At 62.7% G+C, this 24,929-nt stretch carries 16 protein-coding genes; 2 read left to right on the plus strand and 14 right to left on the minus strand.

Going from position 1 to position 24,929, the window contains the following annotated elements; translation table 11 throughout:
• Positions 1-4 precede the first annotated feature (4 nt).
• From OG716_RS00140 to OG716_RS00185, 10 genes are all read right to left on the minus strand, one after another.
• On the minus strand, positions 5-2,233 hold the full coding sequence (locus tag OG716_RS00140; protein ID WP_405135707.1) for a 3'-5' exonuclease: 2,229 nt from the start codon (positions 2,231-2,233) through the stop codon (positions 5-7).
• Complete coding sequence (locus tag OG716_RS00145; RefSeq protein WP_405135708.1) at positions 2,234-8,584, minus strand: DEAD/DEAH box helicase; 6,351 nt, start codon at positions 8,582-8,584, stop codon at positions 2,234-2,236.
• 183 nt (positions 8,585-8,767) lie between these two features.
• A complete protein-coding gene (locus OG716_RS00150; protein WP_405135709.1) occupies positions 8,768-9,148 on the minus strand; it encodes a hypothetical protein in 381 nt (126 codons plus the stop codon).
• A 52-nt stretch (positions 9,149-9,200) separates the two neighbouring features.
• Entirely contained in the window at positions 9,201-9,707 is a 507-nt protein-coding gene (locus tag OG716_RS00155; RefSeq protein ID WP_405135710.1) for a hypothetical protein, read from the minus strand.
• Positions 9,708-10,080: 373 nt separating this feature from the next.
• A complete protein-coding gene (locus tag OG716_RS00160) occupies positions 10,081-10,458 on the minus strand; it encodes a hypothetical protein (RefSeq protein ID WP_405135711.1) in 378 nt (125 codons plus the stop codon).
• 54 nt (positions 10,459-10,512) lie between these two features.
• Positions 10,513-11,127, minus strand: a complete 615-nt coding sequence (locus OG716_RS00165; protein WP_405135712.1) for an LppA family lipoprotein — start codon at positions 11,125-11,127, stop codon at positions 10,513-10,515.
• The gene (locus tag OG716_RS00170; protein ID WP_405135713.1) at positions 11,127-12,830 is read right to left on the minus strand and encodes an alpha/beta hydrolase; all 1,704 of its coding nucleotides are present in this window, start codon (positions 12,828-12,830) and stop codon (positions 11,127-11,129) included. The genes OG716_RS00165 and OG716_RS00170 overlap by 1 nt, the downstream gene beginning before the upstream one ends.
• On the minus strand, positions 12,827-13,126 hold the full coding sequence (locus tag OG716_RS00175; RefSeq protein ID WP_405135714.1) for a hypothetical protein: 300 nt from the start codon (positions 13,124-13,126) through the stop codon (positions 12,827-12,829). The genes OG716_RS00170 and OG716_RS00175 overlap by 4 nt, the downstream gene beginning before the upstream one ends.
• A gap of 331 nt (positions 13,127-13,457) precedes the next feature.
• Positions 13,458-13,874, minus strand: coding sequence for a hypothetical protein (locus OG716_RS00180; protein WP_405135715.1), 417 nt, complete (start codon positions 13,872-13,874; stop codon positions 13,458-13,460).
• Positions 13,875-13,906: 32 nt separating this feature from the next.
• Positions 13,907-14,125: a hypothetical protein gene (locus OG716_RS00185; RefSeq protein WP_405135716.1), complete on the minus strand. Its 219-nt coding sequence runs from the start codon at positions 14,123-14,125 to the stop codon at positions 13,907-13,909.
• A gap of 200 nt (positions 14,126-14,325) precedes the next feature.
• Here OG716_RS00185 and OG716_RS00190 point away from each other — a divergent pair, with 200 nt between their 5' ends.
• The gene (locus OG716_RS00190; RefSeq protein ID WP_405135717.1) at positions 14,326-15,219 is read left to right on the plus strand and encodes a helix-turn-helix domain-containing protein; all 894 of its coding nucleotides are present in this window, start codon (positions 14,326-14,328) and stop codon (positions 15,217-15,219) included.
• Positions 15,216-15,407 (plus strand): DUF397 domain-containing protein, encoded by a 192-nt coding sequence (locus tag OG716_RS00195; RefSeq protein WP_405135718.1) that lies wholly within the window; start codon positions 15,216-15,218, stop codon positions 15,405-15,407. Before OG716_RS00190 ends, OG716_RS00195 begins: the two co-directional genes overlap by 4 nt.
• A gap of 283 nt (positions 15,408-15,690) precedes the next feature.
• On the opposite strand, the gene OG716_RS00200 is transcribed toward OG716_RS00195, so the two are convergent.
• From OG716_RS00200 to OG716_RS00215, 4 genes are read right to left on the minus strand one after another with little or no spacing between them, the layout of a single operon-like run.
• Entirely contained in the window at positions 15,691-16,755 is a 1,065-nt protein-coding gene (locus OG716_RS00200; protein WP_405135719.1) for a macro domain-containing protein, read from the minus strand.
• 3 nt (positions 16,756-16,758) lie between these two features.
• Positions 16,759-17,400 (minus strand): DUF4433 domain-containing protein, encoded by a 642-nt coding sequence (locus tag OG716_RS00205; RefSeq protein WP_405135720.1) that lies wholly within the window; start codon positions 17,398-17,400, stop codon positions 16,759-16,761.
• Positions 17,397-21,992: an Eco57I restriction-modification methylase domain-containing protein gene (locus tag OG716_RS00210; protein WP_405135721.1), complete on the minus strand. Its 4,596-nt coding sequence runs from the start codon at positions 21,990-21,992 to the stop codon at positions 17,397-17,399. Before OG716_RS00210 ends, OG716_RS00205 begins: the two co-directional genes overlap by 4 nt.
• Before the next feature lie 2 nt (positions 21,993-21,994).
• Positions 21,995-24,874 carry an SNF2-related protein gene (locus tag OG716_RS00215; RefSeq protein WP_405135722.1) on the minus strand — a complete coding sequence of 960 codons (2,880 nt, stop codon included), beginning with the start codon at positions 24,872-24,874 and terminating at the stop codon, positions 21,995-21,997.
• Positions 24,875-24,929 lie beyond the last annotated feature (55 nt).

The raw sequence follows: 24,929 nt of genomic DNA on the forward strand, positions 1-24,929 counted from the left end.
TCGGTCAGCCCAGCAGCCCCGATCGCTTGCCGCTCCAGGTCACTACGAGTTCATCGCGTGCGCGACTGGCCGCGACGTAGAGCAGGGACCGTTCCCGGAGCTCTGCTTCGGGCTTCTCCTCTTCGGGAACCGAATGCATGGCGGCCTTCGAAGGAACATGGGCGTCGTCTATGCCGGCCAGGATTACCCGGGAGAACTCCATGCCCTTGGAACGATGCATGGTGAGTACCTGGACATGCCCTGTGGTGGCGGGGTTTTCGTCCAGGGCCCGTGCTTCGATTCCGCGTTCGCCGAGTGCGCGGACGAACTGCGTGCGATCGTTCTGGCCGCGGGTGAGCACGGCGATCGTTTCCGGCTCTCCGCCGGCCTTCAACCAGGTCCGTACCTGCTCAGCCACTTTGTTCAGTTCGTCGGTGGCGGATTCACACTGGAGCAGAACGGGTTTCGGGCCCAATCGGGCCGAGCGGTACCCCAGGGTCGATTCCTCTCCGTCCTCGAGGTCGTGGTAGTCGGCGCTGGAGAGGATGCTGACCGCGAAATTCAGATTCTGTGCCGTGGTGCGGTAGTTGAGCGTCAGGCGCCGCGACCGGCCGATGATCTTGATGCCGAGGCGTCCCAATACCACGGGCTGTCCATAGATTCGCTGATGCGAATCCTCGGCAATGAAAAGATCATTGGCGCCTTCGGCGACCAGGGCACGCAGCAGGGCCCAGTGGGTCGAGTGCAGATCTTGCGCTTCGTCCACGATCACATGGTCAGCCAGGAAGGGCTGTCCCCCCGCCTGGCGTTGCTGGAGGTATTCGGCCGCCAGCGCCAACACCTCGGGGAAGCTGAGGCTGGTGTCCATGCGGCTGTGCCGGCGGTAGGCCTCCACCAGTTTCCAGACCGCGATCCGCTGGGGGCGGCTCAGTCGTACACCGCGTCCCGCTCGCGCGACCTTCGCGTACTGCTCGAGCGTCTTCACCTTGTTGGCGAGCACGACCGACACGTATTCGCTGTCGAGGAATCCCGGGGTGGCCAGCCGCGGCTCGAGGCCGCTGGTGACCGACTGTGCCACTTCTCTCCACACCCTGTCCTTATTGGTGCGCGTGGAGGTCACATCGACGGGCGTCCCGAAGAGCGCTTCGGTGGAAGGTCCGAGATCCGTTGCCTGACTGACGATATCGTTCGCGAGCTTATCGATACCTTCGACGTAGATTCCCGGCTGGCCGGGCCGCTTCGCAATCCGAAGAGCGGGGTCGAGCACCTTGAGATCGGACTCGAGCCCCTTGGCGAGAGTCTTGTTGAAGGTAGTCAGAATGATTCGGGCGTCCGGATTCTGCTTCGACAGGTTGCGTGCTCGGTGGATGGCGACCACCGTTTTGCCGGTTCCCGCACCACCCGATAGCCGGAAGGCGCCCTTGAAGTCCTTCTCGGCGTACGTGCGCTGCTCGGGGTGCAGGAATGTCCGCCACGCGGCGAAGTCCCCGCCCTCGATGACGCGCCGCAGTTCCTCCGTATCGTCGATATAGGTGAACTGCATCTTCGATGCGGGATGGTCCAGTGCGACGAGAATCTGGGTGTCCTCGTCGAGGGTTTCGTCGACCGGATTGTCGGTGAACGAGTACTTCTTTCGAATCTCGTCGATCCCGGTGCCGCACGCCAGATCGAGGAGGGCGTCGCCTTGCCACCCGTCGACCTCGGCGGCAATCGCATTGATGGCGAAGTCGTCGGCGGCGGCGAGCGCGATGTCGGCAAGTGCCCGATCGAGGCCGAGACGATCGGTGAGATCTTCGAGGGTGAACCCTGCCTGCATCAGATACGGCAGCTTTTCTGCCGGTGTGACCAGTTTCCCGATCTCCCCCCTCGGGTCGGGGACAACAGAGCGTTTCTTGCGGTCGGCCTCGCCGTTCAGTTCCCCGATAATGCCTTCGAGCGTGCCGTTGATCGGGTTCACCCGCAGTGTGGACCGCTCGGCGAGGGCATTGGCCTCATCGTGTTTCCAGGTCCCCATATAGATGTAGGTGGTATCGCCGCCCTCGGGGTCGATGCGGAACATAATGGCGCGGTAGTTGAGGTCCACCCGCCCGGTTCGGATGCGAGCGTCGGCGGCGCCCTTGATCGGCTCGATGTGCAAACCCGGTGCGGCGTCGTCGGTTTGGACCTTCTCCAGGAAGTCGTACACCTTGCGTTTGACGGATCCGTCGAGCTTGCCCATCGCCTTGGTATTGGTGGCCATCACGATGTTCGCCATTTACATTCCCCCGTTCTTGTTCAAGATCGCGACAATCTGGGCCGGATCCGGCGGGCAGAGCGTCCACCCGAGTTCGGCGATCGTGTGAGCCCGCTCGGAGTCGCTGTCGAAGAGAACTCCGACCTGCTGGTTCGGCCATGCGAGGTCGATGACGTCGCCGTCGTCGGTTTCCGAACCGATCACCGGGACCGGTGCGCCCGCCGCGATCAGCCCCAGCACCAGTTCCTTCTCCGCGTCGGAAATGGTCTCGTCGTACACCTGCTGCCATGCCGGAGTGAGTCGAACTCCGCTGGCATCGGGTTTCGTTGCGAGAGTGGCGGTATCGGCGGCCATCAGACTGCGCGCGGTGACCAGGTGACTGTCACAGAGCCCGAACCAATTCGAGAGTCTGAGCCATTCCTTCCACGCCTTGCCGTCGAGGACTTCGAGCCGATCGTCGCGATCGTCGAGGGCGAGGACGGCGGTCATCGTCTTGGTGTCCGGGCGCAGTGCGGCGGTAATGGCAAGCGGTCCATCGGAATAGGACCAGCAGGCGTAGGTGCCCGCGGGAATCGTCGGCTGCTTGCCGTTGAGCAGGTCCAGCGCCCAGGGCACGATCGCGGTGAGGTCGCTGCGCTTGCCCTGGTCCTTGCTCATGAACATCAGCGGCAGCCAATGACCCACGGCCGCCCATGCGTCATGATCGGGGTCGCTGACGAATTCCAGTAATTGCGTAATCGGATCGGCGGTGACCAGCTTGAACAGAGCGGGCCGCAGATTGCCGTTCTGCATGGCGAGTTTGGCCCGGCCCTCGTGGTACCAGCACGGAGTCACCGATTCCTTGTTCTTGAAATGCTGTAGGTCCTCATGACCGAATGACCACACGAGATGGCCGTCGGACCGCAGGTTCTCGCGTTTGAGAGCGTCGTCGCCGATCCGATTGGCGCCGGGCACGGCATGGAACCTGCGGCCGTCCGCGAAGATCGCAATGATGGGAACGTCGGGATCTGTAGTGCTCAACTGGAAATCGGGTTTGCTATTGAGCATCGCCACCTGCGGCTCGAGCTTCCAGGTGCGAAGCTTGGTGCCGGGCACGGTGATTGTCGCGGACGGCCCGTACGTTCCCGGCTTCTCCTTGATCGTCGCGCCCATTGTTCGTAGCCGGCCGATGAACTCGACATAGAACTCTCGCTCGAGCGGCGACTCCTCGCTACCGATCGGTTTGGCGGGCTTCTCCGTGGCGATCGCGTTTGCCCAGGGTTCCCACGCAGGCTCCGCCTCGCCTTCGACGCCGAGCAGCGTGTCGAGCACCTTGGCCGCGGTCTTACGGGAGACCTTGTCGAGTTCGTGCGGAGCCGCGAACGGCAGCAGGCACTTATGGCAGGCGAGGCGATCCTGTGCGGCGCATTCGCAGGTCTTCAGCACTTCGCGTGCGGCCACGAGCACCGACCACACCTTGGCGGGATCGGCGAACTCCGCGAGATATCCGGTGCCGCCGGGCACGGTGTCGTGAATGAGCAGCGCCCGCTGATTGGGTGCGTGCAGCGCGTCGGTAATGGTCGCGACATCGAGATGCTCCGGGGAGCCACCGATGACCTGTCGCAGACCCAGTAGGATCGCCGCGCTCAGGCTCGGATGGGCGAACGGGTCGTATTCGAGCCAGCCCGGCAGGTGCAGCAGTACGGCTTGGGTGCGCAGTGTGCGGGCGAGCGCGATCTCTCGCACATGCTTCTCATCGGTTGCCTTACGGAACTTGCACCAGGTGCGATGTTCGCGCGCCACATTCTGTCCGGCGGTGCGGTCGAGCTGGCCGCAGCTCGAGCAGACCCGGAACAGGCCGCTCGTCGTCTCCTCGCCGGCAATGGTGCGTTTGGCGCCCTGCGAGGTCCGCCGGCCCATATTGAGCCAGCGAATGTCCATGCGCCGCAGGTATTCCGCTCCGAAGTCGCGATCGGTGACGAACCAGCGCGTGACTATCTGGTCCGGGTCGATATCGGCCGCGGTGACGACAGTGAAGGTCTCGCGCTTGCGTTCGTCGCGGGAATCGTTGATGGACGCCTCGTCTCGCCGCACCTCGGCGGATACTCGCGTCATCTCCACCACTTGAAGTTGCTGGCTTACATCGGAAATGGCGCTGGTGTGGCAGCGCGGGCACTGAATGGGCGGGGCCGCATCCTCGGCGGCATGGCTGATCCCTGCCCATCCGCACTGCGGGCACATCCGCCAGGTGTGAATGTTCGACTCGCCCGCACCGAGGTCGACGGCGTCGATCTCGACGGCGAGGCCCTGGGCGTAAAAGGTCGAACCGGGAGCCAGCTCGGTGAGCGCTATCCGCGACCCGCGCTGGTAACTCGCTGTGTCGCCGGTGTATTCGTTCGTATCGGGGTCGATCCAGGTGATTCCGACATCGAGGGTCACCGAATCGTCGAGCAGCGTGTAGTTGGGGAGGATGCCGTAGCGTTCCAGCACGCCGACCCAGTGCTCGGTGGTCAGATCACGGATATGGCTGCGCAGCAGGCGCAGGGTACCGCGTGCGGTGCGCAGGTCACGCCGGTCGTCGTCGGTGGCGGCCGGTGAATTGGCCCGCTGCTCGAACTCCGGCATGGCGGTGTCGACCGCGGTGAGCCGGCTCCTGAGTTCGGTGACATCTCGGTTCCAGCGATGCACCGCTTCCCGCAATTGTGCGGCCAGCCTGCTGGGCGCACCGTCGCCGGGCGGGGTGGCCCAGGCGCGAAGGGCATCCTGAGTGCCGGCGTCCAGCAGGCCCTCGAACTGAGTGAGGAATCGGTCGAGCAGCTCGGCGGCCTCGCCGTCTGCGGTTTCCAGAAGCGTTGCCATCCAGCTGCCTTCATCGAAACTGCCGAGCACACCGCTGGCTTCCTTGGGATCCTCGACTCCGGGACGGCGCGAGATCCGATCGACGATATGGGCCACGTACTGGCGTTGCAGGATCTCCTCGGCGGTGAGGAAGGTAGCCGGCGGACGCACCTCACCCTGAATGACGGATTTCGGATCGTAGAGCTTCGGTAGGTGTTCGCCGCGACCGCGAACGAACGCGAGCACCAGCGAATTACCGGTGAGACGCCCCGCGCGGCCGACCCGCTGCAGGTAGGACGAGACACTGCGGGGCATGGACCCCAGCATCACCGTCGACAGATCGCCGATGTCGATACCCATTTCGAGGGTCGGGGTGGCGACCAGCACGTTGGGAGAGGTCGGGTCGGTGCCGCCACTCTTGAACTTGGTCTCGTACTCCAGTCGAATGTTGGTCGGCAGCAGTGAGGTGTGTTCGCGGGCCACGACCCGCTTCATCTCCGAGTCGTTGTACAGCCTGCGATAGAAGTTGTTCTTGCGCGGCGCGCGGTGCAGTTCACCCGGGCATCGATCGAGAAGGCATGGCGCACCGTCGAGTTGGTCGACCACCGCGGCGCTACCGGGATTCGGAGTCTGGCAGACATCACACACCAGCAGGTGTTGTGAGCCTTCCAGATCATCCAGCTCCGGTGCGCCGACCAGGACTGCGCCCGCGCTGAGCTGGTAGACGGTGTGATCCTTCTCGGAGTGGCTCGTGGACACGATCCGCTGTTCGGCTAGCACCGCGAACAATGACCTGGCCAGGAAGCCACCCTCGAAGCCGGAGACGTTCAAACACTTCCCCGCCCAGCGGGCATACCACGACGCGGGCGCGGTGATCGCGTCGAAGCCTTCGGGAATGGCCCGGGACCCCAATGCCGGGAATGCCGGGGCGGGACGGCCTTTGGGGAAGGCGGGCATGCCCTCGCCCTTGCGGCGCGCGCCCCAAATCCAACGCCGGTTCCCATCCTTCGCTATGTAGGTGTCCAGCCACTGATGTCCGATGGCGCCCTGTGTGCGCATCCTCTCGGCGGTACCGCGCACCCATCGCGTCACCGCGGCGGGATCTGGTGCGGAGAAGGTCAATTGGTGCTGCGCACCTTCCAAGGCTGCCGCACCGAGACGAGCAACCCGGTCAGCGGAGCCGAGGTCGACCTCTGCGACAACACTCCCGGTGAGCTCCAGCGTGCGACCGAGCCGCGATTGCAGGCCGAACTCCAGGTTGATATCGAACTGCAGGCGTTTGCGGACCAGTCCCAGCGCCTTGCGACGGTCGGCCGCCGGTTTGTCCGGCTGCCAGAATGCCGTGAACTCGTCGTGCTCGACAATGTCCGGCGCGAGCAGATGATAGCGCCGCATCGGATCGTCACCGGCACGGTCGACGACCGTGCGGCACAGCTCGGTCAGCGTCATCATTCCGGTATCGGAGTTGTTGCTCTCCAGTGCATTTCGCAGCGTTGAACGCAGACTCAGGGTGTGTGAGCGCGCCTGGACGAATCCGGCGCGATGCGCCGCGTCCTGCACGCTGTCGGTGAACATCAACGCCTTCTTCTCATCGGCGTCGAGGCCGGCATCACCGAACATGTTGGACAGCGCCACCGAAAGCTGAGTAGCTACCGCGCTACCCAGGAATCGAATACCGTCCATGCTCCGGCACGCCGGGCACATGTCCTTCTGCGAGTTGTCTTCTGCCTCCGGGCCGTAGAGCGCCAGGATGGGCAGCACCTTGCCTTCGAGTACCTCGGCGCCGTCGGGATCCGGTGCCTTATCGCTGATTTCGCGCTCGTCGATATGCAGCCAGCGCAAGCCTTCGACATCCTTGCCGAGCTGCGCTTCGACCGGTGCGGAGATCAATGCGCGAAAGCGCGTACCACCTGAGGCGTGATGGCCGCGGATCGATTCATCGCTGACGTCGAGCGTGTCTCCGGTGGGCGCGAGTCGCGCCCCCCAGCCCGATCGCCCGCAGTGCCGGCAGTACAGCGCGGGCAGGTAGTTGGTGGTGGGGTTCTCGGCGCTGCCGTCGTCCGCCCAGTGGAAATCTGTTGCGGTGGACAGCGTCCGGTCGATGCGGGACAGTTCCCGAATCCACAGGTGCACATCGACATTCAGGGCGCCGCGGCCGATCTCCGCACGCAGATGCGACAGTGCCGCGAAGACATATTCGAGGTAGCGTTGCCGGTTGGCACGGGCGCGCCGGGTATCGCGTTCTGTGGCGGACCCGGGTAGGAGCGCGTCGGACAAATCGCTCAGAGATACGGCGTCTTCGGCGATCCGCAGCAGATCAACGAACAGGCTGTGGTTCTTCAACAGATCCAGTTGCTCGGTTTCATCGAGCATCCGCAGGTCCGCGGTCTCGCGCTTGAAGTCATCGTTCGCATCGCCGGAACGCCGCAGCAGCGTGGCGAGCACTCCTGCCGTCAGCGTGGCATTGCTGGGCGAATCCTGCGCCAGCTCATCAAGATTGGCGATGGCCTCCTCGATGCCCAGTGCCACCGGCCCGTAAAGTCGATCCAGCTCGGTGCTTCGTTCCGCCAGCCACTCGTCGACCGTGAGTCGAGTCTCACCGATAAGTGTTGCCTCGGTGAAGATTTCACCGAACACGGTACGCGCGAAATCGAGCATGGCCGTCGGCGCGGCCTTGGAGCCGAGCGTGGCGGAGGTGGCGACCGGAGTGATCCGCCCGAGCGGCCGTGCCCGATCCTCTTCTGTGACAGATGAACTCGCGGTCCAATGCGCCTTCACCGTAAGACCGAGCCGCCGCAGCAGCATTGCCACATCGGTGCCCTGCGCACCGTCGTAGGTATGGAACTCATCCAGCACCACGTACTGCAGCGACTCCGCCGACTGCCGCCACATGGCGGCCCGATCCGGCCGCAGCAGCATGTGATCCAGCATCTTGTAGTTCGTGAGCAGAATGTCCGGTGGCGAATCGTGCATGAGCCGCCGGTCGGTAATCAGCCCCTCCGCCGAAACCAGCGTCCGCCCCCCGGACGACTGCTCACCCGTATACAGCCCCGCTGTCACCCCCGCGAGCTCGGAATGCGAGGTGATCATCTTGGCCAGCCGCTGCTCCTGATCATTGGCCAGCGCATTCATCGGATAGATGATCAACGCCTTCATCCCGACCACACCGGCCTTCTTGGCCCGCAACACATGATCGAGAATCGGAATCAAGAACGACTCGGTCTTACCCGACCCGGTACCGGTGGTCACCAGTGTCGGCTGCGGCCGCTGCTGAAACTTCGTGGACAACCGCTCGAACGCCTTCGCCTGGTGCCCGTACGGCACGAACCCCGAAGGCCACCAATCCAAATGCATCCCCCAGTTGCCGCGAGCCGCCGAGAACGGTAGCCGCAACCGCACGAACGGCCCCTTGAACATGCCGTCCCGAGGATGCCCGATGAAGTCGGTCAACGCCCCCTGTGCATCCGGATCGGTCAGCGCGAAGGTGGTGGCGAGGTAGTCGGTCAACCCCTCCCGCAAGCGATCGGCTTGCAAGGTTGGCAGTAGGGCCCCCATGATCGACTCGGTTCCTTGTCTGTTCGAGGATTCGAGCGCGGCGCCGAGTGTTCGATAATGCGTTCGGAGCCGTTCGTGACGGGTTGTGCACGCTCGCATCGGAGTGGGTCGCGATCCTCGCAACTTTATCCCACGGGTCGGGCAGTGGACCTGGCTGTTCGGCTCGGTGTCGTGCGCGGCGGATCAGCTGAGGAAGCCTTCGATGTCCTTGATCGACACCGTCCACTCCGAGATCACTTCCCCGTCTTCATCGGCCGTGGTGCGCGGGGCTACCGAATTCCACGGCTCGAGCGGATCGAACTCGTGTCCGAGCTGGTCGAGGAAGATGAGCTGGTTCTGGACGTGAACCACATCGCCGTCTCGGTAGAGCGGCCAAACCTCCACGAAATTGGACGTTTTCGGGTCGCGCATGGACACCGCAAGGCACGAGACGATGTCATCGCCGAGTATCCGCCGCAGCCCGGCGGACCAACTCGATCGATAATTATCGGTACTCCAGTAGCCGACCGGCGCGCTGAAGTACTCCGTTTCCTCGCCGAGTCTGATCACGCCTGCCGCCGTCACGGGATCACGATCCGAACCTGGACCGGTGAACTCTATGCTGAAGGTCCCCATATCACTTCCCAACCTTCGTGGTCAGATCCCAGTTGTAGGTTCCGATCCGGCGGCCCTTGCGGTCGAACATCTTCCACCCGTTAGTCACATTGTGGCTGGTGTTATCGGGAGTAATGTACTTGTCACCGTTCGAATAGGCGGCTTCGCCGTGCGAGTCGAACGGGGCCTGCTGCGCGGGGATCCGCTGGGTGTAGCCGAGATTGTTCGCTTGATCGGCGTACTCCTGGTTGGTCTTGGCCGAGGGGAAGCAGGACTCCTTTTCGGCATTGAGCGCGGCGGCGTCGCTATTGAGCTGCGCCTCCCAGGAATTGTATTTCGCGACCTGCCACGGTTGGCCGCCGCCGGCGGCATTCAGCGCGGCGACCTCGGAGTCGTATCGATCGCGCTCCGTGTTGTGGGCGTCGATCCTGGCCAGCACCGTATCGCAGTTAGGCGCATCGGCATTGGCGGCCGTCGCGGTCAACACCGGTGTGACGAGTGCGATCACGAACAACAACGCAGCGAGCACGCTGCGAATTGCACTTCCCGCTGATCTCTTCCGAATCATAGATTCCCCCCTGGAATCGATTGCGTGACAACGGGATTGCCCCCTGTCCGATACGCAGCATCTCGTTCATCCAAGGCTGTGTCAAGAGGTTTACGTTCGGTGTGGTACCGAACACGCCTCTACAAGCGGGCATTCTGAGTCGCCCCGCCAGCGGAGTGAGCTGGGAATTGCAGGATGGTGTGCGGGTTTCGGGCCGAAGCCGGGTTTCGGTCTCGCGGTGGCCGCGCGGGCTCGCTCGCACGCCGATCTCGAGGAGCTGCCGCAGCCGGCCCAACTCGCGGCGTGGAACCTGAACGTAGCCAACGGCATTCGAGCTGACAGATCGGGATGGTCGCTACCAGTCGGGAGCCTTGATCGAGCCGCGTTCGTATTCGTCGTCTTCGAACTCTTCCTCGAGCTTGTGCTGCCGATCCCCGCGCTCTGCTTCCAGGTGGGCCGAGTTCGCGTTCGTGTATGTCGATACCGCTTCGAAGGTTGCATCTGCCCGCAACGCCTGCAATGCCTCGTCGACCCTGGGGCGTTTGTCTTCCACCGCCGCCCGATAGGCGGCCATGATGGTGTCTTCCTCGTTGATCGTCACCGATAGGAGACGATCCTCGGCATCGACGATCACACGAATCCCATGTACTACGCCTACACCGCGGATCTGTTCGAGGGCATGCTGCGCGCGCTGCACCTTCAGGCCTAGCTCGTCGGAGTCGCTGTTCTTCATAGGAATTTGCCAGCCTGGAGATCGGGATCGGTAACTACAGATTGGGTACCGATGTCACTTCTGTGCCGCGGTCGTCGGCGGGGTAGAACTTGTTGATGCCTTGTCAGCGGCCGGTAACCTGCAACCAGTGTCGCCGCTGATGCCGCGGGTTGCGAGCCACAGCACTGTGCCGTTCGATCCGTAAAAGCGGGCTTGACGGTCGCCGACCTTTTCGTTGAACGGGAACGGGTCACTTTCGGTCGCACCCAGATCAGCCGCGATTTGCCGCGCCTTGTCCCGGACGACAGGCCAAACATCATCGGGGATGCCACCCCCGTGCGCAGCATCGCCACCCTGGGTGATGTAGTCCGGCATGTGGTACTGCCGCCCCGTCGTCTGATCGAAGGGAGCATCACATCCCGACGGGTACTGATCAGTACTGACCCATTTCCAGGTCATGCCGGGGACCAGTGAGCTCGCGTAAGCGGCAAGGTCTTCAAATGCCTGCTTGAGGTGCGCTTGGGTATCTTCGAGTGTGGGTCGGGTTTGGAGTTCTTTTGCGGCTTGGGATGTTTCGGCAGGGCCAGTGTTCTGAGGCTCGGAGTCCATGGCGTCACATCCTGTTGTTGTCGCGATCGCAGCCACCATCAAGGCTGCTGCGATACCCATCCGATACATGCCGATTGTCATCAGTGCTTAACCACCGCTTCTTCCGGGAGACCTGCGACGATCATGGCGATATTCCATCCGGACGTGCGCAACTGGTTGTTGTTGCCGTTGCGTGGATAATCAGCGTGCTGGTATGCCCCATCGCGACTCACCCCATCCTGCGTGGTCGAGGGACCGGTCTCTAGATGCGTAAACCCGGGTAGCGCACGCGGATTGGGCCCGAACCCGGGGAGTTTCGCGATTTTGTCGTCTGCGCCGGTCATCTCGTACCGATGGTTGTCGGGCACATTCAGCTTCGACACGTCCACATCGTTCGCCTTCTCCGGCAGCCACCAATGTTTCTGCGGCAAATCCAGTCCGGGGGAACCGTAGACGAGTGCATCGTCGACAGGTTTGTGTCCGGGCTCCTGGAGCGCAAGTCCGGTCATGAGCGATCCGTAGGAGTGCCCGACGGCCGTGAGATGCATAGATCCGCTGTCGTGAGAGGCCCGCACGCCGTCGTAGAACGACGCCAATTTCGGTGCACCCTCTTTCGCCAAGGTGTCGGAGGCGACCTCTTTGTAACCGGCCACGGTTCGGCCATCCAGGTCAGCGCCAACGTTCTTGTAATCAGCCTGTGGCAGATCCGAACCGATCCATGCAATCGGCACTACGGACTGACCCTTGCGAGGATCACCGTCCGGCAGACGGTTCAATTGACTTTTAGCGGTGTCCTTTACGTTCTTCGCTTCGTTGACCATGCCTTCGAGCGAGCCGTGGACATTGCCGTTCAGACCCGCGGCCGAAACCGACACGTTGTAGGCAGTGTCAGGGTTGCCGAGTGCGACGGCGGCGTGGGCCTGCTTTCCGGATTGGGTGTCCATCAGCATCAGCATCGCATCCGGGTGCTCGCCCAGAGTCTTCTGAATCGCTTGCAAGTCACCCAGTTTCTCGACTACTGCCGGGTCCCCGTTCTGAGCACGAGTCAGCTCATCATCGAGTTTCTCCCGGTTGTAATGATCGCGGTCCACGGTGGGCAGACCATTGCGGTTACCGATGTACTGATCGTGGTCGTAGAGGGCGTCCTTCTCAGCCGGCGTCAGGGACTCCCAGTAGTCGTGCAGCTTCGTCGGGTCGGTCGGAAGTTGGGCTTTGCCGTCCAGGATGTCTTGCACTCCGGAGCTGACAGGGGCACCATCGGGCTTCTTCTCGTAGTCACCGAGTTCTTGCAGGTCGGTGGTGATCGCCTGTGCCGCTGAGATTTCCGACAGACCGAACTGGAACAGCAGCGCCTTGATGCGGGTCTGGAAACCGGAAGCCTGACCGTCGAGCATCTGCTGGGTCAATGCGCCGGATGCGGAGTTCGGCCGATCGGTACCGGAGGGCACCTTGGGAGCGGTCACGTTGCCGTCGTCGTCGACGGTCATCCCCGCTGCCGGGATTTCTTGATCGAGGATCTTCAGCAGGGCAGTTCGGGTGTCGCCGAGCTGACCGCCATAGGTGTTGTAGTGGTCCGCGACGGCAACGACGGTGGTCGCAAGATGGTTGCTGTGTAGCTTGTGCGCCACCGCGCGTTCGGAGGCGCCGGCTGCGCCTTCGCCCTTCCACTTGTCCATCGCATTGTCGACCGACCGCTCCATCAAGTCGACCTGCGCCACGAACTTATCGTTCTGAATTACCAGATCAGCGGCGTAGTCGAGCATCGATTGCGGGTCGCACCCACGTACGTGGGTGATCGTCGTCACTTGACGCCCTCACCGCGCCCGTACTTATCCAATTGATCGGCGTTGCCTTTGTCCACGTCTTCATAGGTTCCCCCAGCAGACTTCGCGCGATCCCCCAAAGTCTGGATCTGACTGCCGATCACCCCGAATGCCTTCACCACAGCATCGCTAGCCTGTGTCGAAACGGCAGCGACAGGTGAGCCCGGCATATTCACGGATTTTGTGGGAGCGATCTTGCTGATTGCGTCCGCTTGCCCACTTAGCTCACCGGCTAACCCGTGCAACGTAGCTAGGTCAACCTCGAGAATGTCAGTCACCGGACCCCCTAGTACACAGTACAAAACTCGCGCCAAGATTAACACGGTGAGCATTTCCGGGCAGTGGCGTACACGACGCGTTGTACCAGGTCATTGCAGCTCTCGCCGTACGGCGCACTGGTCCGGACTCAGTGATCTCGCCTACGAGGGCGAATCCGGGCTGATCACGGTGCCGGCGTGGAAACCCGCAGCCGCGGCGTCGACCGGCGAACAACGCGTTGCGGCGAATGACCCTGTGCCTCTGGAGAATTGGCGCGATCAGCGCGGCCGCCTTGGTGTTGTTGCTACACCACCGAACCATCTCATCGCGACACACCACTATCCGGAGACCTCAGTGGTCGCCTCGGCCTGGGAAGTGCAGGATGGTAGCGGGTTTCGGGCCGAAGTCGTGTTTCAAACTCGCGGCGGCCGCGCGGGCTCGCTCGCAGGGCGGATCGCAGTCGCGGTGATGCACCCGGGCCTCGATGGCCTCGGTTTGCGTCATTGCGCTCTCGGATTCCGCGACGGTGTGCTGTTCGAGCATCTTCAGGCGTGGACCGTATCGCTTCGCCGTGTCCGTGCGTTCTTGACCGGACTGCACCAGTCGCCGCACCCAATGCCACTGATTGCGGTCGGCGATCTCGAGGAGCTGCCGCAATCGGCCGCAACTCGCAGCGTGATGTCCGGGCCCCGGGAGGCAACGACGATGCGGATACAGCAGCGCTCGAACGCCTTCGGGGTACCGCAGATCGACTCGATACTCCGACACCGGGTGATGATCGAGTCGGGAATACGCGCCGGTCATCGCCGCCACCGCCGTGCCTGGCGGCCGGCGCGGTGCCGTCCGTGTGTCTGTCTGCGGACCATGGGATAGGTGCTGCCGGTGGATAATTCGAGCCGGAACGCGGCCGAGGGTGCGTGGTGATCGCCGCCGTCATGCAGGTCCGCCGTCAGCGCACCGATAGAGGTGACGAGGCCGCCGATAAACAGGAAGAGCAAAACCCAAGATTCCCAAAGCATTTGAATGTCCCCTTTGCCGCTATTCGCTCTGGATGCCGAGTGGCGGCGACTTGGCCGAGGTCGTCGCCGAAGTGGTATTGCTCAAGTAGACCCCTGAATGATTCTCTGAGACAAGCAAAATGACGCGAGCAGACGAATATGCTGGAGTCTCAGTGTGAACCGGTGCAGTACGCGACAACCCGGATAGCGAGGCTAAGGAAATGAGTACCGTGTCCCGCAGGGCTTTTGGAAAATTCCTCCGTGAACTCCGTGAAGGGGCCGGGAAAGGATCTCTGGCGGCTGGACTTCGGATCGAAATCTCGAAACACACGTTGCTACGGTTGGAGGCCGGTGTGCCGACCAAGATCGTCACCGCGCAGATCGGACAGCTTCTCGACTTCTACGAAGTAGCCCCGGAAGTTCGTGTCGAAGCCTTGCAGCTGTGGGGCGAGGTGCGTGAGCAGGCGAAACGGGACAAGCTGCAGGGGAATTCGAACGGGTACTGGCAGTCGTACACCGATCAACTCGATTCCCACTTCCCCCATTACCTCCGGCTGGAAACTACTGCGACCCGGGTTACTACATACCAGCTCGTCCTGATGCCGGGACTGCTTCAAACGGCGGGGTACAGGCGGGCGATAGTTCGGATCAGTGAGCCGGAGTTGTCCCTTGTGAACGTCGAGCGTCGGGTTGAGCTCATGGAAAAGAGACAGGAAAGATTGCAAGAGCCAGGTTTTCGGATGTCCGCCCTGATCTCAGAGGCGGTGTTGCGGCACCGGACGGGTAGCTCCGAGATCATGGCGGAGCAGCTGCGTCGGCTGGCAGAGCTCGGGGAGCGGGAGAACATAGACATTCGCGTCATCCCGTTCGAGGCTGAACCTCATCGGGGCTTGACAATCCAGTCCTTCACGCTGCTGGAGTTCGCGGACCTTGATCATGGGTTGGTCGATCCGCCTGTCGTCTACCTTGAGGGCGCGCTAGGGGCGCTGTACCACGAGCAATCGGACGTAATCAAGACATATCGACAAGCGGTCTCAGCCGTACGAGTTGTAGCGTTGTCCGAAGACGACACTCGAGACATGGTGTTGCGAATTGCTAAGGAGTATGCGCCGTGAACTACCAACCGGCACAGCGTCAGTGGTTCAAGTCCTCCCGCTCCGAAGGTGCCAAGGCGTGCGTAGAGGTCTGCCTGAACGATCAGGTGGTTGGGATCCGTGACTCGAAGAATCCTGGGGGTCCGGAGCTGTGGTTCCCCGGTGCGGCGTGGGATGCGTTCCTGGAGAGCGACATTTGGAAAGCTTAATCCAATAGCCAGCAGGTGCCCTGGACCGGAAACGGCCAGGGCACCTGCCTATTCGGGGCTCGATCAACTCAGTGAGATCTGAAAATGCGGGTCGGACGTATCAGACTCGTACTCCCTTACACTTGTCGCTCGGCCAGGAGGACAGAGAAGTGCTTGTGGGCGAGTTCCATATCGCGCTCGCGGTCGACACCGACATCCCGGCCGGGACTTCATCAGCCCGTTGCACTACGTCCGCACCTGCTGATATATGACTGAGCTCGCGAGGCCTCCGTGCCCTAGTGCTTCAGGACACGGATAGCCAGCCCTGCTCGTCGAGCTGCGCAAGCGCCGCGCCAATATGTTCGGGAGTGAAGATGCGGCTCTTCCGTTCGTTCCAGCTCTGCACGACCCGCGTGATCTCGGCTTGTGTCGGCGGATCGCAGTGGGTGGCGGCCCAGTGCGCGGTAGCCAGTAGTTCCAGGCCGTACATGCTGGTGAAACCCTCGGTGAGCGCGATGACGCGATCCACCCGCTCTGCGGTTGTGCTGTCGTCGGCCAGGATCGCATCTGCCTGGTCGGCGGCCTGCTCGATCACATAGAGGGGTTCGGCCTCGAGTACCTTGGCGCTGCCGTCACCGAAACCCGTGATGAAGTGGCCTTCGATTTCGCGCAGGGTCTTGCGCAGGCTGTCGGCGTATGGACCGTAGGCACCCTTCGTGAAGTCGAGCCGGAGGTTCTCCCCAGCCAGCTGCAGGAAGTAAGCGAGCTTCTGGACCTCTATGGGCGTCGTACCGCGCAGTGATGAATTCTCGTACGCTCGAAGAAGTTTCACGACGGCCGCGCGGGCGGAACTCATTCGTGGCCGGGGTGTCCGATCGATCATATCGGCGGCCGGTGGAGCTCCATCCGGCGGATAAACCAGGACGTCCACCGTATCCGAGATCGGCCCCAGCGCCCTCCAGATGAGCGGTGCGACTTCGTCCCAATTCAGCCCACCGTGTCCGCAGCCCAGTGGCGGAACTGCGATCGATCGAACCTGGTATCGCTCAATAACGTCAACCAGATCGCGAAGCCCGTTCTCGATGTCGGCAATGCGGCTGGGCGAACGCCAATGCCCCTTGGTCGGGAAGTTGATAACAAGCCGAGGGCCGTCCAGCACACCCGTTTCCCAAACGAACATTTCACCGAGCTGGAGCTCACCAGATTTCGCAGCTCGCTCGTACGCGCGGAACATCTCCGGATAAGCACGCTTGAACTGCAACGCAATACCCTTGCCCATGACCCCGACGGTGTTCACAGTGTTGACCAGCGCATCCACCTCGGCGCGGAGGAGATTGCCGTGGTCCTCCCGAATCATGTTCTCCTCCATGCTCTAGAAATACCATCCGGGTACGACACGTGATTGGGTCACCGCGCCGTGAGCTGCGATTATCTGGTCTACTTCGGTGCGCACCGTGCTGGTTTTGGCTGCTACACCGAGGATGCTAGCCCAGGGAACATGCTCGTGAACGAGTAGCTCGGCCTGGCGGCGCTCGCAACGGTCCGGGTCATCCGGCTGATCCCTCCAGTAGACCTGCTCCATGAGCGGCCAGTCTACGAACCCCGTCAGCTCGTCATCGTCGCAGGTGAACCGGGCATACCGGGTGACCGCATGCCGGTCGGTGCCGACAACGACCAGGCCGCGGCGACGGAGCTCCGGCACGCTGCACACCAAATACACGATCCGGTCGCATCCACCGGAATACCCGCGGACATTGTTCCGGTGGATCGCGTACAACATCGGGCTGCGTGGTGCGAAATAGAACGGAACGTAGTCGGCGAGAACTCCTCCGGGGGCTATGGGAACGCCGCGCTTTGCCCGCTGGTCCTTGATGTGCTGATGGCCGATCTGAATCGAGGTCAGACCACGCTTTGACGCAAGGGTGTCACTCCAGATGCCATGAGTGATCATCGACGGCAGGTGTTCGAGCCGTGTGATGTGGTACACCCGGGTTGGATTCGGCCGGCCGGTCACGATTCAACTCCAGCCAGGATCGCTGAGAAGTGCTTGTGCGCGAGCTCCATATCGCGCTCGCGGTCGACACCGACGAAAGGCTCCTGGTAGGTCACGCCGTCGACGGTGAGGTCGGAGGGTGGGAGGGAACCCTTCTTGCGGCACTCGGAGGCGAGTTTGGTAGGGAGTTGGCGGCCGTTGGTGTCGTAGAGGGCTTCTCGTTCGTATCGCTGTAGGACAGGGAACTGGGTGCGGTAGATGACGGTCAGTTCCTCGGCGGTGATGTTCAGCATGACGGCGACTATGGCGTCGATTTCGACCAGGGCTTGGCGACGGTCGGCGGCACGGCGTAGCGGGGTGGCGTGGTTCCACTGGGAGCCGATGCCGCCTAGAGCGGTGACGCCGGGGTAGTCGCTGCCGAGGTGCGGAACCCATGAATCGCGTTGCCAGTCAGGCGTATAGAGCTCTTCCCAGAGGGCGGAGTACGCACTGACGAGACAGTTCAAGCGCAATGTGCGCAGCAACAGATGTTGGCTCAGCGGATGGTTCTGCGGAAATGGAAGTTGGAGCCATGTGGAGGCTTTGATATGCGCGTTGCCGATCACCTTGATTACGAAGTCGGCGATCAACGAGTGGCTTACCCCGGCCAGCAGGACGAGGTCCCGATTTCCTGTACCCAGCGACAGCGAATGGACGGCGTGGACGTGCGTTGCGCCCGGTGGCAGGAGTGCCGATTGGAGTGTCCGCACTGTCGCGACGTCGCACATCTCGCGCCATGCGAGCCGGAAGAAACTCGAACTCGGCTCCTCGTTCCATTTCGGATATGCCGCTTGGTATTCGGTGAGCGGCTTGGCGACTTGATAGTTGGTCCTCGGGATGAATGATTCTGGTATGTTTTCGAGGTTGATGGGTGAGTAATCGAGGTTGTTCCGCATGGTCGGGTTACCCTGCTGGTATATCGGGCATGCGACGGTCAGGTGTGGGCCTTGGAGGATCACCTCCTCCCAGGTGACAGGCACGGCGGAGTGGGATTCGAAATAGCCGAGCTTCCGATCCCGGTCCTCTTCCCATCCACGAGTCCACTCGAATCCAATGTTTCCCAGACGTGGTGATTCGGCGATCTTTTCCAGCACATCGGCGCTCGCACGGTTGACTGGATACAACATGCGGGCTTCAGCGGCCGGTGTACCGGGTTCGTCGACCAGTGCTGCCCACCCGCTGAGTTCCGCCGCGGTGACCGTGATGATGCGCTCGGCGTGTGGTCGGATGTCCCAATTGCCGTCGGGGTCTTTAATTCCAGGTGTTGGCCCGCCTCCGGTGTGTCGCAGCGAACGTGTTGGGACGTCGGGGTGGTACAGCGCGGACGCATGTAGGAATCGGACGTCAGATTCGCATCCATACACGTGCACACCGTACTGACGGGTGTCCTTGATCTCCGTGAAGAGCTTGTGTTCATTCCGAAACTGCCAGTGCCTCTTAAGCCTTCGATAGGTCGAACGCCGAAGTCCGTTCGCCCTCGCCTCGGTGAAGTGGCTCTCCGGGTGAATGAGCGAGACTATCCCTTCGGGGGACGAGGATCGCCAGGTTCGCTCCATAAAGCAGCGATACAGGTCCGGCTGCAGTCCCGCCAACACCGGCCGATCGACACCGGACCGGAGGTGATCGTTCTGTCCAGCCTGGTCAGCCCGTTCATCGAGCAGCGCGGCACGAATATTGGGCACCGCCAACAACTCTGCCGCTTTCTCCCGCTTGACCGCCTCGGACGGCTTATGTGCCAGCTGCCACCACGGATCGAACTCCGCCAGTACTCCTGCCTCATCCCAGTCCGGCCGCACCCACGGCGGATTTCCAACTTGCAGATCGAACCCGCCGCGCGCGAACACTGGGCCGAAGTCCAACTCCCAGTGGAAGAATCCTTGCCGCTGCGCAATCGCAGCCGCGACCTTCAGCCACGGGAAGGACTCCACCGCTGCTTCGATAGGCCGGGCATTGGCGAAGGATCGGTCGAAGTCCTCGGTGACGTCGAGGTCATTCCACCCCATATCGCTGGCGAAGCTGGTCTGTCCGGCCGACTCCGGCCGCTTGTTCTGTGGTGCCACGCCGAGTATCGCTTCGAGGCCGCCCACCCATTGGTCCCAGTCGGGCGGTTCTGCGTCGCTGGTCACCGGCCACGACCACAGCGCGCACCAGGCATCCATGGCTCGCCGCAGTCGCAGGTACGGGCCGTTCTCGTCGTGCAGGACCGCTTCGATCTGCTCGCGCGTTACGGCGGGAGTGTGGTCGACCGGCTCGGACTCCCACAGGTGGGTATCGCGGCGAATCTCGGATTCGGCGATGGTGAGGCGGCGAAGGGTGAACTCCCACAGGGTTTCTACGCGGTCGGCCAGGGCCTCGAGCCGCTTCACGATCGGCTTGCCGGGCGATTTGCGAATCTCATTGCGCCACAGGCGGAGTTCCTCGCGCCGATCGGGCGCGTAGGTTTTTGCTTCCGCGGTGTCGATGACCGCGCCCCAGCCTTCGGCGGGCAGGAGGAAGTGGTGGATGCCCGCGCCGGTGTCGTTGCCGAGGGGGCTGTCCTTGGGGACGGTCTTCAGCCACGCCTTTTTCGCCAAGTCTTTCGGTGTGTACACCGCCCGCCGCGCGCCGATGAGGGAGTTGCCGCGGCGGAGGTGGAGGCCGAACCAGGGGGCCTGAAGGCCGGCGACCATTGTGTCCAGCCAAAGGGAGATTTCGGCCAGCTCGACTGCGGTGGCGTTGAGGTCTACTCCGTACACCTGGTGAAGGGCTATGTGCGCCTTCACCTTCTGGAGCTCGACCGGGTACTTGTCGGCGTCGATTGGTTGGCCGAGGTCTTCTTGCTTGCGCTTGAGGTACTCGGCGGCGAGTTGGCGTACGGCTTCGACGGCGAACGCCCCCGAGCCGAGTGCGGGCTCGCAGATGGTGAGTTGGAGGATTTCCTCTGGACTGGTGCGGGTGTCGTTCTGGTCCAGGAGTTCCTCCAGAGCCTGGGAGACAACGAATTTCGTCAGTACCTCAGGGGTGTAGTACGACGCGGACTGCTGGCGTTCGCGGCCGGCGAGGCGGAAGACGAAGGTGCCCTTGGGGTGTAATACGGGCCGTTCTTCGTGGGTGTCCGGGTCCTCGGCGCGGACGAAATCGGATTCGGACAGGTGGTCGGCGCGGGTTACCGGGACCACCCAGGAACCCTTCTCCGGATCGCCGTTCTTGGCTACCTCATACAGGTCCTCGTCGGCGAAGAAGCCGGTGTAGGACATCAGGCCCTCGTAGACCGCACCCAGCTGGTTGATGCCTAGCTCGGCGTAGCTGATGAAGCCGCGCTCACTACCCTTGCGGCTACTACTTTCCTTCGTGAGGAGTAGGCGTTCGAGGACCTGCTGGACCGCTTCGTTGCCGAGCTGAACCTGGTCGATGAGCGCGGTTGCCTTGGACGAGAACAGGTCTGCGCGCAGGGGATTGAATTCGAGGCCGGGGGCGGGATCGTCGGTGATGTTCTCGCGCACCTTGGGCTTGTGGCCGCCCTCGACGAGGTCGAAGAGCTTCTTCAGCGACTCGTAGAGATGCGTGCCATTCTTCGCCTGCGGTGACGCCAGCTCGGTGAGCGTCAGCTCGCGCAGGCGATCTAGCCCGTAGCCCTCTTCGTATTCGCTTGCGCCGGTGGGCAATACTTGCATCTCCGGGGAGGCTTCGGCATACAGCAGGAACAGGATGCGGTACAGGAATCGCAGGGAATGCTTGGCGAGTTCATTGCCGTCGATTCCGTCTATCGGCAGATCGCGCGCGGTTCGGCGGCGCACCACCTCGTTGGCGATGGTCTCGATGGAGAGTCGAATGCCCTCGCGCAGGTCTTTCGAGACGCCGACGGTGTGCTTGACCGAATCCTCCAGCACACCCTTCCACCAGATATTGCCGTCGGCATCCTCTTTCAATGCTTGATAACCGAATATGGCTGCCGCACGGTCGATTTCACCGCCGCGGCTCTCCTGCTTGCGCTCGGCCACTACGAGCAGGTCGACGGCCAGGTAGCGACCCTCGGCCCAACGCTCGGCTTCGGCGAGCAGCATCCACTGACCAGCCTGAACGACGACGAAGGCTGGGGGAGTATCCGATCGGAATGCCGCTGACACGGCTTTGGGCAATGACTCGATCGGCTTGTTGTCCTCGGTGGACGTCGTGATCAGCTGACCGGTCTCGGGATCGAGCAGGTCCTCGATCGACGAGACCGGCTTCGCCTGTAGAAAGAGCACATTCGTGACGCCGGGCAGCTGTGCATCGGGGATTTCCAGATCGGAACCGGCCCGCTCGGCGCTGAAGGTGGTCAGCTCACCCTGATAGCCGAATGCCGAACGCGCCAGGGCATGGGCTTTCGGGGCCGCGTCCGGGTTTTCGATCAGTCCGGCCAATGCGGTTTGCAGGTCTCGGCAGGCGGCCAGCAGGGAGCTGCGAACCGTCGTGCGCCCCTCCTTGGCCTCGGCGTCCCAGGTTTTGCGCAGCTCCATGACTTTGCCGTGGAAGGACTCCTTCACCGAGTCGGTGGTGAAGTAGTGCTCGCTGATCCAGTCTTCGCCGACGACAATGGAATCGAAAGAAGCCATGGTTACTGATCCTTCTCGGGAACGATCACGAGCAGCGGCCGCACCAGCTGCTGGGTGGGGGCGAGGGATTCGGCGAGGCGTTGTTCCTCGGCGATTCGACGCGAGAGTTTGTCCACCTTCTTCTTTTGGCTGCCGAACAACTCCAGCTGCTCGGCGCCCGCGTACCAGCGGTTGGCGCGCAGCCGCCACCGGTCCAAGCGATCGTGCGCGGAGGACTCCTGTTGGTCGAGGACCAACTTCATCGATTCGCTGGCCTTTTCGACGGCGGTCGGGATCAATGCGCGGAACCGCTGTGGGTCGGCGATCGCACCGGGGTTGGCGGTGCCGGGCTTGAGACCGGTGTCCGTGGTGAGGAAGTCGAGATCCTCATGCGTCTCGACCAGGCAGAACGACGGGTTCAACGGGTTCGGGAACTCCGCGGTGGAGAAGACCCGTGAGATCAACTGCCCGCGGCGGTTCATCAGGGTGCCCATCAGTAGCACGGTTGTCGCGTCGACCGCACCGCGAATGACGAAGATCTGATTGCGGCCCAGCGCACTCAGCGCCCGGTCGCTCGCCCAATCCAGTACCGGGTGCTGCGGGCCGAGGAAGTGTGCCTCCGGCCAGGTCGTGCCATTGATGCCCTTGCCTTGCCGGGCAATTCGCAATTGAGCGTCGCCGACCGCCTTCGTGGTGGCCAGTTTGAGCTGCTTGTCGACGCCCTGCTGGACATAGGCCTGCGGTAGCTGCGCGAGCCGCTGGAGCAGATCCTTCGGCGGGATGAGCTCGGCAATGCCGTGATTGGCGTGCACCGTCCAGCCGATTCCGCCCCTGCCCGGATCCGCGTGCGGCACATCGTGGAACGCTGCGCGCAAGGCTTCGTCGAGGAAGCTGATGTCATCGGGATAGAGGCTCTGGCGCGGCTGCTCGGGCAGGGCGGCCGGCTCATCCTCTTCGATATCGAACTGGGCGAAGAAGGCGTCCAAGCCGTCGCCCTCGAGCACCTCGTCAACGCTGCGCACCTGCTCCTCGAGGGTCGTCTTCCTGGTGAGCACGCTCAGGATGGCCGATTCCTCCTCACCCACACTGTGTTTGCCCATCAGTGACGCCACATCACCGAGCGTGGTGTGCGCCTGGTTCTCGCGTTCGAGCAGGCGAGACAGCACCCGCAGATCGCCCGAGAACTCCGGATCCGACGGCTGCAGAATCAGTGAGGAGATGACCGGCGGGAACTTCTGTCCGTACCGGTCGACACGGCCATTTCGCTGTTCGATGCGAATCAGCGACCAGGGGATGTCGTAGTGAACCAGATTGTGGCACTGCGCATGCAGGTTCACACCCTCGGACGCGACATCGCCAGTGACGAGGACCCGGATCGGCGAGGTCTCCAGTTTGAAGCTCTCGACTACGTCTTGCTGATCCAGATCGGAGAGTCCACCGTGCAGCATCACCACGTTCTCGGGCTTCAAGCCGAGTGCGTCCGGGAGCAACTCGGTGAGCCACTTCAGGGTGGCGATGCGCTCGCCGAACACCACTGCCCGCATGGACGATTTCGGTCCGACACCGATCTCTCGGAGCCGCTCGATCAGCATGGCCTGCTTGCCCGCCGATTCACCGAAAGCCTTGTCATTGAGCTCGGCGAGCCGGTCCAGTGCGGCCAGCTCGGCGCTCTGCTCCGGGCCGTTCGGTCCGCCCTTTTCATGAAGTTTGTTGCGCCGCTGATTGATAGATTCCCGCAGGGCGGCGGGTGAGGACAGAAACGCCTTGGCGAGCGTCCACGGGAACAGCGCCTTCGTCTCACCCGAATACGGTGAGCGGCCCGCTTCGGGATGCAGCCACACCTGTGAAAGCTCGTGCGCTACGGCATCTTCCGCGGAAGATGGCACGACCAGACGATGCACCGGTTCGGCGCGCTCGGCCCAGTCGCTGCCGACCTCCGCCGCGACCTCGGGATGATGCCGATGCCGGCGAATCAGCAGTGCCGACACATCTTCCTTGGTGAACGACCCGTCAGCGGCGACGGCGGTGGGGTCCAGCAATCGCAGCAGCTCGGCGAAGGACTCCTCCTTACCGTTGTGCGGGGTCGCGGACGCCAGGATGAGCGCCTCGGTATTCGGGGCGAGCACGCGCGCGAGCTCATTGTTCTGCGTGCCGACATTGGTGAGGTTGTGCGACTCGTCGATCACCACCGCATCCCAGTGCTGGCGTTCCAGATGTGCCTTGTAGCGCGGGCTTTTGAGAGTGTCGATCGAGATGATCGCCCGCTTGTAGTAGGTGAACGGGTTGCGCGTGGCGGGCAGCTTCTGCCGCACCTTCTGAATGCCCGCCGAATCCAACCGGACGAACGGCAGCGCGAACCGGCACCACAGCTCGTGCTGCATCTGCTCGAGCACATGTTTCGGCGTGACGATCAGAATGCGCTCGCCGCGGCCGCGCCGCACCAGCTCCGACAGGATCATGCCGATTTCCAGGGTCTTACCCAGGCCGACCGCGTCCGCCAGCAGGATTCGCGGCCGAATATGCTGGGGATCAAGGGCTTTCGTGACAGCTGCCCGCTGATACCCGAGCGGGTCCGCCAAAATGCGCGTCGAGACCGTCAACGTTTGGTCGCCATAGGGAAACGGGGTCTTCCGCAGCAGCGATTCGAGCCACAGCCGAGAGAGCCGATAGCCGGAGGAACCATCCGCCACCACTTCGGCATGCGCGGGATCGAGCACCTCGATGTCATCGAGGCTGTCATAGAACGTCGCGGTCGTATCCGCGACCAATTCGGATAACCCTCGCACACGCAGCAGCCATCCGTCGGAGCCCTGCTCAGCCGAAGTGACCAGCCACTCTTCATCGCGAACCACGACTATCGAACCGGGTGCGATTTCGAGTTTGCGCTCAACGACATCGGTCATTTGCTACGGCTCCCTGGTGGGTCGGGCGGTTCCAGGGTTCAACCTAGTACCGGCG

It is taken from the genome of Nocardia sp. NBC_01388, assembly GCF_045040085.1.
GTDB lineage: Bacteria > Actinomycetota > Actinomycetes > Mycobacteriales > Mycobacteriaceae > Nocardia.

Coding starts and splice junctions, on each gene's coding strand:
- OG716_RS00140 (WP_405135707.1), bottom strand. CDS start 2,233: ATGGCGAACATCGTGATGGCCACCAATACCAAGGCGATGGGCAAGCTC.
- OG716_RS00145 (WP_405135708.1), bottom strand. CDS start 8,584: ATGGGGGCCCTACTGCCAACCTTGCAAGCCGATCGCTTGCGGGAGGGG.
- OG716_RS00160 (WP_405135711.1), bottom strand. CDS start 10,458: ATGAAGAACAGCGACTCCGACGAGCTAGGCCTGAAGGTGCAGCGCGCG.
- OG716_RS00165 (WP_405135712.1), bottom strand. CDS start 11,127: ATGACAATCGGCATGTATCGGATGGGTATCGCAGCAGCCTTGATGGTG.
- OG716_RS00185 (WP_405135716.1), bottom strand. CDS start 14,125: ATGCTTTGGGAATCTTGGGTTTTGCTCTTCCTGTTTATCGGCGGCCTC.
- OG716_RS00190 (WP_405135717.1), top strand. CDS start 14,326: ATGAGTACCGTGTCCCGCAGGGCTTTTGGAAAATTCCTCCGTGAACTC.
- OG716_RS00200 (WP_405135719.1), bottom strand. CDS start 16,755: ATGGAGGAGAACATGATTCGGGAGGACCACGGCAATCTCCTCCGCGCC.
- OG716_RS00210 (WP_405135721.1), bottom strand. CDS start 21,992: ATGGCTTCTTTCGATTCCATTGTCGTCGGCGAAGACTGGATCAGCGAG.
- OG716_RS00215 (WP_405135722.1), bottom strand. CDS start 24,874: ATGACCGATGTCGTTGAGCGCAAACTCGAAATCGCACCCGGTTCGATA.